This window comes from Alistipes sp. AF14-19, assembly GCF_003461645.1.
Taxonomy (GTDB): Bacteria; Bacteroidota; Bacteroidia; order Bacteroidales; family Rikenellaceae; genus Alistipes; species Alistipes shahii.
Genome location: NZ_QTXM01000001.1, coordinates 87024 through 102931, shown reverse-complemented (window position 1 = coordinate 102931; position 15908 = coordinate 87024). Strand labels below are relative to the sequence as shown.

At 63.5% G+C, this 15908-nt stretch carries 12 protein-coding genes; 5 read left to right on the top strand and 7 right to left on the bottom strand.

The annotated features are described in order from the left end of the window. Position 1: 1 nt before the first annotated feature. From DWW03_RS00350 to DWW03_RS00320, 7 genes are all read right to left on the bottom strand, one after another. Positions 2–766: a ni Fe-hydrogenase III small subunit gene (locus DWW03_RS00350; protein WP_022062092.1), complete on the bottom strand. Its 765-nt coding sequence runs from the start codon at positions 764–766 to the stop codon at positions 2–4. 159 nt (positions 767–925) lie between these two features. Next, a complete protein-coding gene (locus DWW03_RS00345; protein ID WP_022062091.1) occupies positions 926–2449 on the bottom strand; it encodes an NADH-quinone oxidoreductase subunit C in 1524 nt (507 codons plus the stop codon). Further along, a complete protein-coding gene (locus DWW03_RS00340; protein WP_015547604.1) occupies positions 2446–3846 on the bottom strand; it encodes a hydrogenase 4 subunit F in 1401 nt (466 codons plus the stop codon). Before DWW03_RS00340 ends, DWW03_RS00345 begins: the two co-directional genes overlap by 4 nt. Positions 3847–3850: 4 nt before the next feature. Beyond that, positions 3851–4480: a hydrogenase 4 membrane component (E) gene (locus DWW03_RS00335; protein ID WP_015547605.1), complete on the bottom strand. Its 630-nt coding sequence runs from the start codon at positions 4478–4480 to the stop codon at positions 3851–3853. After that, complete coding sequence (locus DWW03_RS00330; RefSeq protein ID WP_022062090.1) at positions 4477–5391, bottom strand: respiratory chain complex I subunit 1 family protein; 915 nt, start codon at positions 5389–5391, stop codon at positions 4477–4479. Before DWW03_RS00330 ends, DWW03_RS00335 begins: the two co-directional genes overlap by 4 nt. Position 5392: 1 nt before the next feature. Then, positions 5393–7381, bottom strand: coding sequence for a proton-conducting transporter membrane subunit (locus tag DWW03_RS00325; protein WP_118406070.1), 1989 nt, complete (start codon positions 7379–7381; stop codon positions 5393–5395). 22 nt (positions 7382–7403) lie between these two features. Further along, positions 7404–8117: an RsmE family RNA methyltransferase gene (locus DWW03_RS00320; RefSeq protein ID WP_015547606.1), complete on the bottom strand. Its 714-nt coding sequence runs from the start codon at positions 8115–8117 to the stop codon at positions 7404–7406. 128 nt (positions 8118–8245) lie between these two features. Between DWW03_RS00320 and DWW03_RS00315 the strand changes: the two genes are divergently transcribed. The 5 genes from DWW03_RS00315 (at position 8246) to DWW03_RS00295 (ending at position 15810) form a co-directional block, all read left to right on the top strand. Then, positions 8246–10378: a M3 family metallopeptidase gene (locus DWW03_RS00315; protein WP_015547607.1), complete on the top strand. Its 2133-nt coding sequence runs from the start codon at positions 8246–8248 to the stop codon at positions 10376–10378. 79 nt (positions 10379–10457) lie between these two features. Then, positions 10458–12539, top strand: a complete 2082-nt coding sequence (locus DWW03_RS00310; protein ID WP_015547608.1) for a M3 family metallopeptidase — start codon at positions 10458–10460, stop codon at positions 12537–12539. Positions 12540–12768: 229 nt separating this feature from the next. Next, a complete protein-coding gene (locus DWW03_RS00305) occupies positions 12769–13734 on the top strand; it encodes a hypothetical protein (protein ID WP_015547609.1) in 966 nt (321 codons plus the stop codon). A gap of 476 nt (positions 13735–14210) precedes the next feature. After that, positions 14211–14747 (top strand): RNA polymerase sigma-70 factor, encoded by a 537-nt coding sequence (locus DWW03_RS00300; RefSeq protein ID WP_015547610.1) that lies wholly within the window; start codon positions 14211–14213, stop codon positions 14745–14747. A 73-nt stretch (positions 14748–14820) separates the two neighbouring features. After that, entirely contained in the window at positions 14821–15810 is a 990-nt protein-coding gene (locus tag DWW03_RS00295; RefSeq protein WP_022062047.1) for a FecR family protein, read from the top strand. The last annotated feature ends 98 nt before the right edge of the window (positions 15811–15908 follow it).

Sequence of the window (15908 nt, the reverse complement as noted above, 5' to 3'; positions counted from 1 at the left end):
GTCATTGGCGGGTTTTGCGGCCCAGCAGGTTCATCATCCCGTCGATGTAGGTCATCGGGTGGGTCGGTGCGCCGGGCAGCCAGAGGTCCGGGGTGTGGGTGTCGAAGAACGTGCGGTCGACGGCGCGGCTGTCGGCGAAAAGTCCGCCCGAGCAGGCCTCCGAACCGCAGGCGACGAGGATTTTGGGTTCCGCGACGGCGTCGTAGCAGATTTCCAGCGCCTCGGCCATGTTGGCCGTGACGGGGCCGGAGACCACCACGCCGTCGGCATGGCGCGGCGAGGCCGTGAAGCCGATGCCGAAGCGGCCGAGGTCGAAATTGACGTTGCCCGTGGCCCCCAGCTCCATTTCGACCGACGCGTCGCCCCCGGCCGAGACTTCGCGCAGCTGCAATGCGCGGGAGAAGCAGCGGCGGATTTCGGGACGCACCTTTCCGGCGTCGAACGCTATGCGGGGGTCGCCCGGACGGACGACAAGTCCTTCGCGCGTGGGCGAGCCGATGCGGTAGTCGTTGGTGAAACGGACGTTGCGGGGCGCGATGCGCGCGCATTCGCCGCAGAAGAGGCAGCGGCCCAGGTCGAGCGCAAGGGGCGCGGCCGTGAAGGCTCCCGTGGGGCAGACGGCCGCGGCGTGCTCGGCGTCGTCGGCGTCCCGGGTCTCGGTCAGGCAGGGACGGCCCCGGAATTCGGGGGTCAGCTCCACGGCGTCGAGGTCGGGGATCGCCTGCCGTCCGTGGCTGTGCAGTACGCGTATTTTTGGGAGGATCATTTTTGAATAAATAATTGAACAAAATTAACGAAAAGCCTCGTGACGGCCAATTCTTTTCCGGGCATTAAGTCCCCGCCGGGGCGGGGTGGAGTTGGGTCCGGTTTGTAAACGCGGCGGTACGCAGCGAACGGAGTGTATGAGGGTTGCCAAACGGTGCGATTACAGATCATGGCCGCAGTACGAGAGGTTGAAACTCTTGTTGCAGATCGGGAAGTCGGAGATCCCTTCGCCGCGCACGGCGAGCGCCAGCGCCAGCCAGTTGTGGAGGCTCGGGTCCTTGATGCGGGCGGCGGCGATGCGGCCCTCGGCGTCGGTCAGGAGAACGTGGCAGGTCTCGCCGCGCCATCCCTCAACCAGTCCGAACGCGAGCGACGAGGGGGCCAGCGGCGCCGCATAGTCCGGGCACGGGTGTCCGGCGTTCCCGCATTCCTGTCCGTGAAGGTCGAGCAGGCGGTCGATGTATTCGGCCGATTGCAGCACCTCGCGGCAGCGCACCATCAGCCGGGCCATCACGTCGCCATGCGTTTTGACGATGCTTTCGTGGCGCAACGCCCCGGCGAAGACGCCCCAGGGGTGCGACGTGCGGATGTCGCGGGCCAGACCGCTCGCGCGGGCCGCCTGACCCACGCCGCCGATGCGCTGCATCTCGTCGCGCGGGACGATGCCGCACTGTTCGAAGCGGGCCAGCAGCGAGGGCGACGACTTGATGTCGCGGCGCACCTGGTCGTAGCGGCGGGCGATTTCGCGCACGTTCGCACGGATCATCGCCGCCTTTTCGGCCGTCAGCGGGTGGTCGGTGCCGAGGGGCCGGATCAGCCCCTTGCCGAAGCGGTTGCCGCACCACGCCTGCGTGGTGTTGATAGTCATGGTGCGCAGGGCCTCCGAAGCCACCTGCCCCAGCTGGTAGCCCACGTCCATGCAGAGAGCGCCCGTGTCGGCGATCTGCATCGCCATGCGTTCGAGTTCGAGGGCCGCGGCGCGTTCGCACTCCAGCGCGGCCGGGATTTCGCGGCGGGCGAGTTTCTCGACGGCCCGGGCGAAGGCCGTGGCGTGCGCCACGGCGCTGTCTCCGGCGACGGACTCCGCAAGGCACATCTGCCGCAGGCGGTTCGCGGTCGTTTCGAAGGCCGTCTCGACGTCCCGGTGCTGGTAGCCCAGCGCGATTTCGAGGTGCAGGACCTGCTCGCCGTTGCAGATGAAGCGGAAGGCCCCCGGTTCGATGACGCCTGCGTGGATCGGCCCGACGTTGACCTCGTGCAGCGAGCGTCCCTCCATCGTGTAGAAGGGGTAGTTCTCGATCGAACTGCGGCGGTCGTAACGCCCGGCGGGGAACCGCAGCGGCTTGGGCCACGGCATGCCGTCGAAACGGATGCCGTAGCGTTCCGAGATGTCGCGCTCGAAGGGGTGCATCTGCGGGTGCAGGGCTGTGAGCGAGGGGAGCGCCGTCTCGTCGTAGTAGTCCGTGGCGTGCGAAGTGATCAGCACGCGGCGCTCGGCGTCGTCGAGCAGCAGCAGGAAGAAACGCATGCGGTCGCCCGACGGGAGGGCGAAATAGTGGGCCGCATGGTAGCCTGCGTCGGAGAGTTTTACGCGAAGGTCCTCGTAGAAGGCGGCGTAGGAGACTTCGGGGATGTCGTTCAGCGCGACGGAGGCGCCGGTATTGTCGGTTACGTAGTAATTCATAGCGATGCGATTCGGTCGATCAGTTCCCGGAAAAATGCGGGCTGCCAAAGCCCCAGCCCGATGGCGGCGGCGAGCAGCGACAGCGCCGACCACGACAGTGCGCGGTCGGTCGCCGAGGGGTGCAGTTCGTCCTGCCGGGGCTGGTAGCAGAGGCGCAGCAGGCGCGAGCAGAAGAAGTAGATGACCAGGCACAGCAGCAACATGATGCCCGTGACGAGCCACCAGCGGCCGTCGGCGATGGTTTGCTTGAGGATCATCAGCTCGGAGAGGAACAGCGGCGAGGGCGGGAAGGCCACCAGCACAACCATCCCCGTGAGCAGTCCCACGGCCCCCACGCGGTTGATGTGGATGTAGTCGCCGATGCGGTTGATGCGGTAGTTGCCGTAGACCTGCCGCACGACGGCGATCTGGAGGAACAGGCTGCTCTTGATGAGCGTATGGCAGACGACGTGGAACACGGCGGCCCAGACCCCGATGCCCCCGATGCCCAGCCCGATGGCCGCGATGCCCATGTTCTCGACCGTGGAGTAGGAGAGGAAGCGTTTGTAGTTGTTGGTGCGGCGCAGGAACAGCGCGCCGACCACCAGCGACAGCACGCCGACGAGCAGCAGCACGGATTTCACCCATGGGAAGACTTCGGTCGCGGCGAGCAGTTTGTAGACCCGCAGCAACGCCAGGAACCCGGCGTTGACCAGTCCCGTGGAGATCAGCGCCGAGGCCGGGGCCGGGGCGGCGAAGTTGGCGTCGACGCCCACGGTGTAGAGCGGGAACAGCTCGGCCTTGCAGCTGTAACCGCAGAGGATCAGCAGAAAGGCCGTCTTCAGGTAGAGGGCGCTGCCGCCCGGGGCCGCGGCGGCGACGGTGGCGTAGTCGAGCGACTCGCAGTCGGTGGCGGCGGCCAGCAGCAGGATGCCCAGGTAGGCCATGGCGATGCCCGTCGAGCAGACGAAGACGTATTTCCACGCCGCTTCCAGCGCCTGCGCCGTGCGGCGGTGGTAGACGATGCCCGCCGAGCAGAGCGTGGTGGCTTCGAGGAAGATCCACGTCACGGCGAGGTTCGAGGCGAAATAGGCTCCCGCGATGGCTGTGGTCAGGAGCATCAGCAGGCCCGCGTAGGTGCGGGTCTGGCGCAGGTCGCAGTCGTGGAGGCTGGCCTTCGAGTGGAAAAAGGCGAAGGCGGAGACGATGCAGAGCAGGCAGTAGAAGAGCGTGCCCGCGGCGTCGAAGGCGAACCACACGGCCGAGGTCTCGCCGTAAAGCCCTCCGGCGACGATCCGAACGGCGAAGGCCGCCTGCACGGCGTAGAAGGCCGCGCCCGTGAGGCGCAGCAGGCTCCGGCGGCGGACCGTGAAGGCCGCTGCCGCGATGAGGACGCTGAAAATGAGGTAGCAGATCATGGCGTCAGTCCTTTACGTTGGTGAGTGAATCGGCGTCGTCGGCATGGAGCTTGCCGTCGATTTTGGTGAAGAAGATGCCCAGCATCAGCACCGAGATGAGGATGTCGAGCAGGATGGCGAAGTTGATCAGCAGCGGCATCTCGACGCCGATAGCCGTCGAAAAGAGGAACACGCCGTTTTCGATGACCAGAAAGCCGACCATGTGGGAGAAGATCCGGCGGCGCATGACGATCAGGATCAGTCCGCTCAGCAGCGAGTAGAAGGCCACGCCGAAGAACACCAGGTCGATGGTCGTGTCGGCGATGTAATAGGTGACCGAGGCGCTCACGGCCAGCGCCACGAGCGACAGCAGCAGCGAGCCGGACTGCGTGGAGCCGGAGCGCGAGACGCGGTTGATCTTCGTGCGGCGGATGACGGCGAAAAGCAGTCCCGGGACGAGGATGCCCTTGAAAAGCAGGGTTTCGAGGCAGATGAAGGCCAGTTCGGCGGGGTTGATGGCGTGCAGCCGCACCAGGGCGACGGCGAACAGCAGCCACCCCTGAAGGCCGATCAGCGAGGCGAAATTGCGGAAACGCTCGGTGATCGCCAGATAGACGAGCGTCACGACGTAGAGGATGATCAGCGGAAGTATCATTGCAGACCGATGTTAAGTTGCAGCAGGTAGCCCGTGAAGAACACGAGGACGGCCAGCGCCGCGACGGTGAGGATGAAGGTGGTGTTGCGGGCGAGTTTGTTGCGGGCCTGGGTCGATTCGACGATGCCCACCGAAAGCCCCGTGACGAGCACCGCGAGCGGGGCCGCCGCCCACCAGCGGGGGCAGCAGGTCGCGGCGACGGCGTCGGCGGCGAGCACCGACAGCGCGGCGGTCTTGAGCCATCCGACCATCTTGATATAGGCCAGGTCGACGCCGCAGTAGTCGAGGCACATCACTTCGTGGATCATCGTCAGTTCGAGGTGCGTGCGGGGGTCGTCGACCGGGACGCGCCCGGCCTCGGTGAAGACGATCTTCACGAGCACGTAGGCCGCCAGCAGCAGCACCACGACCAGCTGCATGCCGTTCACGGCGTCGCCCGAGAAGATCGCGTCGAAAGAGGTGTAGCCCGACAGCAGGGCCAGCGTGCCGAAGACGAGCATCAGCGCCGGTTCGACCAGCGCGCCGTACAGGGCTTCGCGGCTGGCGCCCATGCCCTCGAACGAGCTTCCGGTGTCCATCGCCGCGAGGATGAGGGCCACGCGGCCCAGAGCCAGGAGGTAGGCGAAGGCGATCAGGTCGCCTTCGAACGACAGCGCGGACGGCAGGTCGCCTACGGGGACGAACAGCGCGGCGACGAGGGCCGTGCCGAGCGTGACGGACGGGGCCGCGCGGAACACGGCGGTCGTCGTGGGGGAGTAGACGGCGCCCTTGCGCAGCAGCAGGCGCACGTCGTAAAGGTGCTGGGCGAAGCGGATGCCCTTGCGGCCCGCGAGCAGCGCGCGGGTGCGGTTGATCAGTCCCGGAATCGCCAGGGCCGCCAACAGAAAAAGGAGTGTGTTGAGTGCTGCCATCTTAAATCGCGTTAAATACCGACAACAGGAACACCAGCCCCAGGAAAGCCAGTGCGAAAAGGATGTAATGGTTGATCTTGCCCGTGCGCAGGCGCATCACGCGCTGGTTGATCACGCGCAGCAGTTCGACCCACCAGGCGGCGAACAGCCGGCCGATGCGGTCGCGGTGGCCGATGTCGAACGAGTGGGCCGCGGGGAAGATTTCGCCTTTGCCCACGGGGGAGCCCTGGCCGCTGTTCTGGGTCAGCGACGTGGCGATGGATTGAAGCCCTTCGGAGAAGGATTCGCCCGTGTACTGCATCCGGACGTTCGGCGCCGTGAAGCCGCAGCCCCATGTGGGACCCTTGGCGACGGTGCGCGTGCGCAGCGTCCGGCGGCGGAGCCACAGCAGCAGGCACACCACGGCGATCAGAATCCAAGCCGTGCGTCCCGCGGCGGCGAGCGGCGGCGAGAGCAGCCAGTCGGCGGCGTCGGCCGGGGTGCGGAGGAAGAAGCCCGCGGCACGGGTCGCGGCCGAGACGGCCGCCCGGGGGAACAGCCCTACGAAAAGGATGCCTGCGAGCGGCAGGGCCATCGCCGCGATGCGGAAGGTGTCGGCCTCGGACGACTCGGCGACCTCGTGGGTGCGGGGCGAGCCGAGGAAGACCGTGCCGTAGAGTTTGGTGAAGGCCAGGACGACGAGTCCGCCGATCAGCGCCAGCGCGGCCAGTCCGGCGGCGGACGCCAGCACGTTGCTGCCCGAAGCGATGCCGTCGAGCATCCCGAGGTAGATCAGCAGTTCGGAGACGAAGCCGTTGAGGGGCGGCAGGGCGCAGATGGCCGCCGTGCCCGTGAGGAAGAGGATCGCCGTGAGCGGCATGTGCTTCGCAAGCCCGCCCAGCGCGTCGAGCGACGTGGTATGGGTCTGCGAGAGGATGTTGCCCGCGCCGAAAAAGAGCAGGCTCTTGAACAGCGAGTGGTTGAGCGTGTGCAGCAGGGCGCCCGTGACGCCGCACAGCGCGACGAGCTGGTTGCCCGAGGATTTGCCCAGCGCGGCGACGCCGAGTCCGATGAGGATGACGCCGACGTTTTCGATCGAGGAGTAGGCCAGCAGGCGTTTCACGTCGTTCTGCATGGCTGCGAGGATCACGCCCCACAGGCCCGTGACGACGCCCGCCGCGAGCAGGATCACTCCGGCGGTGTGCAGGAGAGGCTGTTCGCCCAGCGCGGCCGTCACGCGCAGGATGCCGTAGACGCCCGTCTTGATCATCACGCCCGACATCAGGGCCGAGACGTGCGACGGGGCTGCGGGGTGCGCCTCCGGAAGCCAGACGTGCATCGGGAAAAGTCCCGCCTTCATGCCGAAGCCCGCCAGGAACACCAGCAGCAGCGGCAGTCCCGGCTGCGTGCGGAAGTAGTCGCCCAGCGCGCCGAACGTGGCGGCGCCGCAGGCCGCGTCGAGCCGTACGAAGCCGATGACGAGCAGCACGAAGCCGATGTGCATCATAATCAGGTAGGAGAGCGCCGCGCGCCGGACTTCGCGCCGCTGGGCGTCGAAGAGGATCAGCAGGAACGACGCCACGGTCATCAGTTCCCAGAAAAAGAGGAACGAGAAGCCGCCGTCCGAAAGGACCACGCCCAGCATGGCGTAGAACATCGCCACCAGCGCCGTGTAGTGCAGCGAGATGTGGGCCGGGGATTTCTCGGCAAGGCAGTGGGCCAGATAGCCCCGCGAGTAGAGCACGGCGGCGACGGCGCCGACCGAGATGATCACGACGAACAGCGCCGAAAGCCCGTCCATCGAGCCGGTGTCGCCGCCGAAAAGCGTACCGGGGACCGACCACACGGGGCCGCTGTCCGCTCCGGCCAGCACGCCGACGGCGCGCGCCGAGCACCACAGGGCGCCGGCGGCCGTGAGGGCCAGCGCAGTCCAGACCTTGCGCCGCAGCGGCGTGGCGAAAATGGCCGCCGCCACCGCCGTCAGGGCGATTAGCAGGTAGAGAAAAAGCATATTTCAGAAATTTATCGTATTCTTAACCGTTGACCACCGATGCCATGACCACCGCCGCGAGGGCCGCGGTCTCGGTGCGCAGACGCTGTCGTCCGAGGGTGATCTCTTCGAAACCGTTGGCCAGCGCGAAGGCGATTTCGCCGGGCGAGAAGTCGCCTTCGGGACCGATGAAGACCGTGGCCGTCTCGCCCGGACGGAGCGCGCGGGCCAGGTAGGCCTTCCCGGCGGGCGACTGCGCCGGGGCGCAGTGGGCGATGAACTTCCGCCCCTCGGGGGCCGACAGCACCGCTTCGCGGAAGGGGGTGAGCGGATGCAGCACGGGGCGGTAGGCCTTGAGCGACTGTTTCAGCGCCGCGGTGACGACCTTCTCGCCCCGCTCGGGCTTGAAGACCCGGCGTTCGCTGTGTTCCGTTTCCAGCGGCACGACGGCCGTGACGCCCACCTCGGTGGCTTTTTCCAAAAACCACTCGAAACGCTCCGAATTCTTGGTCGGCGCGACGGCCATCGTCAGCGCGTAAGGCAGTTTTTCGAATCCGGTTTCGGCGCTGACGACCCGCACGGTGCAGCGCCGGGGATTGTCGTCGGTGATTTCGCAGCAAAATAAATTGCCCCGTCCGTCAGTTATATGGATGCGCCCGCCGCACTGGAGCCGCAGTACGCGGATGCAGTGTTTCGACTCCTCCTCGTTCAGCGTATGAAGCGGGGGGACGATGTCCGGCGCGTAGAAAAGTTGCATGATTGGAGACCTATTATTTATTCTATTTACAGATTTTTCCCTAACTTTGTCGAATAATGCGCGACAAAGTTACTAAAATAACACGATCGATGAAACGTATCACCGCTTTATTAACACTTTTTCTGGCTATGACATTCATATCCTGCAAGTCCGGGAAAACCGTGGGCGAAAATCCTTTTTTCGCCGAATGGGAGACCCCATACGGCGTGCCGCCCTTCGACAAGATCGAACCGGAGCACTTCCTGCCTGCGATCGAACGCGGCATGTCGCTGCACGAGGCCGAGATCGACGCCATCACGTCGAACAACGACGCGCCGACGTTCGAGAACGTCATCCTCGCCTACGACGCTTCGGGAAAGATGCTTTCGCAGGTCGAGCTGATCTTCGGGATGCTCTGCGCCGCGGAGAACACCTCCGAAATGCAGGCGCTGGAGGAGCAGATTATGCCCCGGATGGCGGCGCACGCCGACAAGATCCGTCTCAACGGGAAACTTTTCGAACGGATCAAAGCCGTCTACGACCGTCGCGCCGCGCTGGGACTCGACGCCGAGCAGAGCCGTCTGCTGGAGAAGACCTACCGCAGTTTCGTGCGCGCCGGAGCGCTGCTCGACGCCGAGCGGAAGGCGCGTCTGAAGGCGATCAACGAGGAGCTGTCGCTCACGGCCGTGAAGTTCGGGCAGAACCTCCTCGCCGAGAACAACAACTATGCGCTGGAACTCGCCTCGTCCGATCTGGACGGCATTCCGGCCACGGCCCGCGATCTGGCCCGCGAAAAGGCCGAGGCGATGGGCCGGAAGGGCAAATACGTCTTTACGCTGCACAAGCCCAGCCTGATCCCGTTTCTGACCTACTCGTCGAAACGCGAACTGCGCGAGCAGATCTACAAGGCCTACCTCAACCGCTGCAACAACGGCGACGAGTATGACAACAAACAGCTGATCAACGATTTCATCCGCTTGCGCACGGAGAAGGCCCACCTGCTGGGCTATCCCTCGTATGCCGCCTACGTCGTGGACGACGAGATGGCCGGAACGACCGACGCCGTGTACGGCCTGCTGGAGGAGATCTGGACCCCGGCGCTCGAAAGCGCCAAGGGCGAGCTGGCCGAGATGGAGGAGCTGTTCCGGAAGGATTTCCCCGAGGGAGAGTTCGCGTCGTGGGACTGGTGGTATTACGCCGAGAAGGTCCGCAAGCAGAAATATGCCCTCGACGAGGAGATGCTGCGGCCCTATTTCTCGCTGGAGAACGTGCAGGGAGGCATCTTCTTCCTCGCCAACCGGCTCTACGGCATCACGTTCCGCCCGATCGTCGTGCCGCTGTACCACCCCGAGGCGGTCGCTTACGAGGTGCTCGACGTCGACCAGTCGCATCTGGGCGTGCTCTATTTCGATTACTTCCCGCGCGACGGAAAGAGCCAGGGCGCGTGGTGCGGCAACTACGTGGAGCAGACCTACGAGGACGGGAAGCGCGTGGCGCCCGTGGTGTCGGTCGTCTGCAACTTCACGCGCCCGGCGGGGGGCAATCCCGCGCTGCTGACCCTCGACGAGACCGAGACGCTGTTCCACGAGTTCGGGCATGCGCTCCACTTCCTGTTCCACGACGTGAAGTACCGCGGACTCGCGGAGGTCGAGGGCGATTTCGTGGAGCTGCCCTCGCAGCTGATGGAGAACTGGGCGTTCGATCCCGAGGTGCTCAAGCAGTATGCCGTGCATTACCGTTCGAACGAGGTGATTCCGAAATACCTCGTCGACAAACTGCGCCGCAGCGAACTTTTCAACCAGGGTTTCATGGCCACCGAGCTGATCGCCGCGTCGCTTTCGGACATGGACATCCACTCGATCACCGAATACGAGCCGTTCGACCCGATGGCCTTCGAGCGCAAGGCCCTGACCGAAAAACGCGGGCTGATCCCGCAGATCGAGCCGCGCTACCGTTACCCCTATTTCTCGCACATCTTCGACGGCGGCTACTCTGCGGGCTACTATTTCTATACGTGGGCCGAGGTGCTCGACAAGGACGCCTTCGAGGCCTTCCGCGAGAGCGGCGACCTCTTTAACAAGAAGATCGCCGGCGATTTCCGCCGCAAGATCCTCGCCCGCGGCGGCTCGGAGGACGGCATGACCATGTACCGCGACTTCCGCGGCAAGGACCCCGACAAGCGGGCGATGCTTCGCGGCCGGGGGCTTCTGAATGAACCCGAACCGTCCGGCGAGGACGCCGCTCCCGCCGCCGAAACGGCATCCGCCGCCCGGGAAAACTGAAACTCGAACCCATCGGAAAAGAAACCGCTAATTTGATATGATAATGAAAAAAGTACTGTTTATTATGGCCGTTTCCGCTATGGCGGCAGGCTGCGCCGACAATTCGATCCCCAAAGCGCAGCTGCCCGAACTCGATCTGTCGAATCCCCTGCTGGCCGCATGGGATACGCCCCATGAGACCCCGCCGTTCTCCGAGATAAAACTCGCGGACTACGAACCGGCGTTCGATGCCGCGATCGCCTGCTCGCGCGCCGAGATCGACGCGATCGTGAACAACCCCAAGAAACCCACCTTTGGCAATACGATCGTGGCGCTGGAGCGTCAGGGCGAGCTGCTCAATCGCATCGCGGGGCTTTTCTTCAACCTGCTCGAAGCCGACACGTCGGACGAAATGCAGCAGATCGCACAGCGCGTGCAGCCCAAGCTGACCGAACTGTCGAACGACATCTCGCTCAATCCCGAGCTGTTCGCCCGGGTGAAACAGGTTTACGAGCATCCGGGACGTCTTCGCAAAGAGGACAGGAAACTGCTCGAGGACACCTATCAGAGTTTCGCTCGCAGCGGCGCGGCCCTTTCCGACGCCGACAAGGAGCTTTACCGCAAGTACACCTCCGAACTCTCGGGGCTGACGCTCCGGTTCGGGCAGAACGCGCTGGCCGCGACCAACGCATTCACGCTCAACATCACCGATCCGAAGGTGGTGGCCGAGCTGCCCGCATTCGTCCGCGAAGGCATGGCCGCCGAGGCCAAGGCCCGCGGCGAGAAGGGCTGGACCGTGACGCTGCAACATCCCAGCTACCTGCCGTTTATGACCTATTCCTCGAACCGCGAACTGAAGGAGAAACTCTGGAAAGCCAGCAATTCGAGGGCGCTGGGCGGCGAGTTCGACAACACGGAGATCGTGAAGAAAATCGCCAATACGCGTCTGAAGATCGCCAACCTGCTGGGCTACAAGTGCTATGCCGATTACGTGCTCGAACGCCGCATGGCCGAGAATACGAAAACGGTCAACGACTTCCTCGCGGAACTGCTGGCCGCGACCAAGTCCTATGCCGACGCCGACTACCGCACGGTGAGCGACTACGCCGCTACGCTCGGTTTCAAGGGACAGCTGATGCCCTGGGACTGGTCCTATTACACCGAGAAATACAAGGATGAGAAATATGCCCTGAACGACGAGCTGGTGAAACCCTACCTGAAACTCGAAAACGTGAAGAAGGGCGTCTTCATGCTGGCCAACAAGCTCTACGGGCTGAATTTCACGCCCGACGACAAGATCGAGGTGTACCATCCCGACGTGACGGCCTACGACGTGACGGACGCCGACGGACGCTTCATGGCGGTCCTCTACCTCGACTTCTTCCCCCGCGAGTCGAAGCGTTCGGGGGCGTGGATGACCGAGTTCCGCGGCACGAAGATCGAGGACGGCAAGGAGATCCGTCCGCTGGTGTCGCTGGTGATGAACTTCACCAAGCCCTCCGAAACGGCTCCGTCGCTGCTGACGTTCGACGAGCTGGAGACCTTCCTCCACGAATTCGGACACGCCCTGCACGGCATGCTGGGCGAGGGCAAGTACGAGTCGCAGACCGGCACGAACGTCTACCGCGACTTCGTGGAACTGCCCTCGCAGCTGATGGAGAACTGGGCGACCGAGAAGGAGTTCCTCGACCTGTGGGCCGTGCACTACGAGACCGGCGAGCCGATGCCCGCCGAGATCGTCGACCGCATCGTCGCCGCGCAGAACTATCTGGCGGCTTACGCCAACGTGCGCCAGCTGTCGTTCGGCATGACCGACATGGCATGGCATACGCTCACCGAGCCGTTCGAGGGCGACGTGGAGCAGTTCGAAGCCGTCTCGATGGCCCCGACGCAGGTGCTGCCCGTCGTTTCCGGAACGGCGATGGCTCCGGCCTTCGGCCACATCTTCTCGGGCGGTTACGCCGCCGGATACTACGGTTACAAGTGGGCCGAGGTGCTCGAGGCCGACGCTTTCTCGCTCTTCAAGGAGAAGGGCATCTTCAACCGCGAGGCGGCTTCGTCGTTCCGCGAGAACGTCCTCTCGAAGGGCGGCACGGAGCACCCGATGGAACTCTACGTGCGTTTCCGCGGCCACAAGCCCGAAACCCGCGCCCTCATCGAAAAGATGGGTCTGGGAAAATAAGCGATCCGTTCACCGATTCCGGAGGAGGGCCTGCACAGGCCCTCCTCTTTTCGTATCCCGGGGACCGGAACGGCAGGCTGCGGTTCCGGGTCGGGCATTCGGATCTTCGGCGCCGCGGGCGCCGACGCGTCTGTCCGCCCCCCCCCGCCGGGCGCGATTCAGTTTTGCAACCGTCCGGTTTTTTCGTATCTTTGCGACTTGGGAAGAGAATTTTTTGTTGACTATATCTATGCTTGAAAAATCGAATGCCGCATTGATCGAGGCGATCCATGCGCATACGCCGCAGCATTCGAATCCGGCTTCGCTGCTGATGGACATGCTGAACATAGGCCGCGAGGCCGCTTACAGGAGGCTGCGCGGCGAGGTGCCGTTCACCTTCGGCGAAGCCAGCGCGCTGTGCGCGCGGATGCACTTCTCGCTCGACCGGGTGGTGGGGCTGGCGGCTACGGACAAGTTGTCATTCCAGCTCAAGTTCAAGGAGTTCACCGCGCTGCTCGAAACCTATAACGAGATTCTGGAACGCGACATCGCCTTTATGCGCGAGGTGGCGTCAGACCCCACGACCGAATTTGCCACGGCGACCAATTCGCTGCCGGCGGAGTTCTACGGCAAATACGACAACCTGAACCGGTTCAAGCTCTTCAAATGGCTTTACCAGCACGAAGTGGGCAACCCCGCCGTGAGGACCTTCGAGGAGCTGAAGCTCCCCGCGGAATTGCAGCGCAACTGCCGGGAGTATGTCCGGTGGGTGCAGTCGGTCGCGACGACCTACCTGATCTTCGACGACAGCAATTTCAAGCACTGGCTCAACGCCCTGCGCGCCTACCGGGAGATGCACCTGATTTCGCAGGAGAGCGTTCGCGTGCTCCGGGACGAACTCTTCGCCATGCTCGACGAGATGGAGACGGTGGCGGTCAAGGGGGAGTTCGAGAACGGCAACAGGATCTTCCTCTATCTTTCGGACATCGACCTCGAGTCGTCGTACAGCTATGTCACGACCAGCAGACACCAGGCCGTGAACATCGGAATGTTCTCGCTGAACGGACTGCGGACGCCCGATCCGCTGATGTACGAATACGTGAAGAAATGGATCAAGACCCAGAGCCGGTTTTCGACGCTCATATCCGGCAGCGGAGAGCTGCGGCGCATCCACTATTTCAAGCGTCAGCGCGAGATCGTCGCCCAGCTGGGCTGACGCCCCGTTCCCGATGCGGAGTCTCTCCGGCGGGCACAAAAAGAAAGGGGAGGGTTTCACAACCCTCCCCTCGAAGCCTCCGGATGTGCGGAACATAGTTGCGTCACTGTCAAGCAATCCTTCCAACTTCTGTGGGCGTCACTACATGCAAACTGAATTCTTCATAGCCCCTTTCGGAACTGATACAAACGTACGCCATTTCGGCGGACGAACCAAGACGGAAATCGAAACAATCCGAAATGCGATGTTCTAATTTCGTGTATCGAACGGATTATCGCCGCTCCGGTTTCGATAATCGGTTATTCCGGGAGGCGGCGTTTCGATTATCGAAACGAAAGGCCTCCGGCGTCTGGAATCCGAAACGCCGCTTCCGCCCGCCGCAGAAATGAAAAAACGACTAAATTTTGCACGGGCCGCGACGAAGTAGTAAAAAATTACTACTTTTACCCCGTCCCCGTTCATACCGGCTATTTCCCATGGAAGACGAAAGAACACTGCTCGAAAAACTTGCCCGCGGCGACCGCGCGTCGTTCGACGCCCTCTACATGAGGTATGCGGCGAAGACCGAGGAGTTTCTGTGCCGCATGCTCAAGAACCGGGCAGAGGCCGAGGACATCACCCACGACCTGTTCCTGAAAATCTGGCAGAACCGCAGCACGATGGCCGGCGTCACGGCCTTCGGCTCCTACCTGTTCCGCATGGCCCGCAATGCCGTATACGACCGTTTCGACAGCCGCGCGGTGCGGACCAACTTCGCCCGGCAGACCAATCTGCTGCCCGAATACGAACTTCCGGACGTGGACAACCGCGACCTGCTGCTGCTGATTCAGCTGGCGGTGGAGAAGATGCCCGGGCAGCGGCAGCGCATCTTCCGCATGAGCCGTGAGGAGGGCATCGCCAACGACGAAATCGCCCGGCGTCTTGGCATCTCCACGCGCACCGTCGAAAATCAGATTTCGAGGGCCTTGTCCGAACTGCGCAAACTCGTCACGCTGATCCTGTTTTTCTTCTAAAAACTTTTTTCACCTTTCGGGCGTGCGTAACGGCCGCGTGAACCGTCTTATTGGTGAAACGGGAAAGATCGTTATGTCTGTAAATCGAATAAAAACCATTATCGAAACCTTCCTCGGCAGCGACATGCCCGGGGAGGTGCAGCAGCGCTTCGCGGAGTGGCTGCGCGACCCCGCCTCGCGCGATGAAAAGGAGCGGGCGCTGGAAAACTACTGGAACGGACTCCGGGCCGAAGAGCCGGGAGGCCGTGAACGCAAACTCGAACGGCTCCACGAGGCGATGCGCCGCGGCGAGCGGTTCCGCGTCCGCCGCATCTGGCGCAACGTCGCAGCCGCGGCCGCCGTCGTGCTGCTGGCCGCCGGAACGAACTACGTCGTGGTGAAGGATTACCTGCGCACGAAGATCGAAACCAACATCGTCACCTCGGCCCACGACAAGGGCGAGTACGTACTGCCCGACGGTACGCATATCTGGCTCAACGCCGGGAGCGTGCTCCGGTACTACGGCGACCTGACGGGGCGCCGCAGGGTGGTGGAACTCGACGGCGAAGGCTTCTTCAAGGTCCGGCACGATGCCGACCGTCCGTTCATCCTGCAGATGGAGGATATGAACATCGAGGTGCTCGGCACGGAGTTCGACGTGATCAACTACGCCGAGTTCGCGACCACGGAGGCCATTCTCTGCAACGGCAGCATCCGCGCCTACGGCGGCCGTCTGCCGGCGCCCGTGACGCTGAAACCCGGCGACAGGCTGGTGTTCGACAGGAAGGAGGGGCGCGCCTCGCGCTCGCGGGTCTCGACGCGCAACTACTCGCAGTGGATGGGCGGCTCGTTGTCGTTCGACGACACCTCGCTGGCCGACATTCTCACCAACCTCGAACGCTGGTACGCCGTCGAGATCGACGCTCCCGAGGCGTGGACCCGGCAGGTGCGCATGTCGTTCAAGCTGATCCGCAACGAAAGTATCGAGGAGATTCTGAAAGCCATGTCGCTCGTCGTGGAGATGGACTACGTCTGCGCAGGGCGGCGCATAACGATCATTCCCAAACAACCGAAAAATTCCTAAAAATTACGCGCCTATGTAAAAAGGACCCGGACTTTCCCGCTTTCACTTCCGGAACGCAGAATCCGTTCCGGCCGTTTCGACCATTACCTAAATTACAA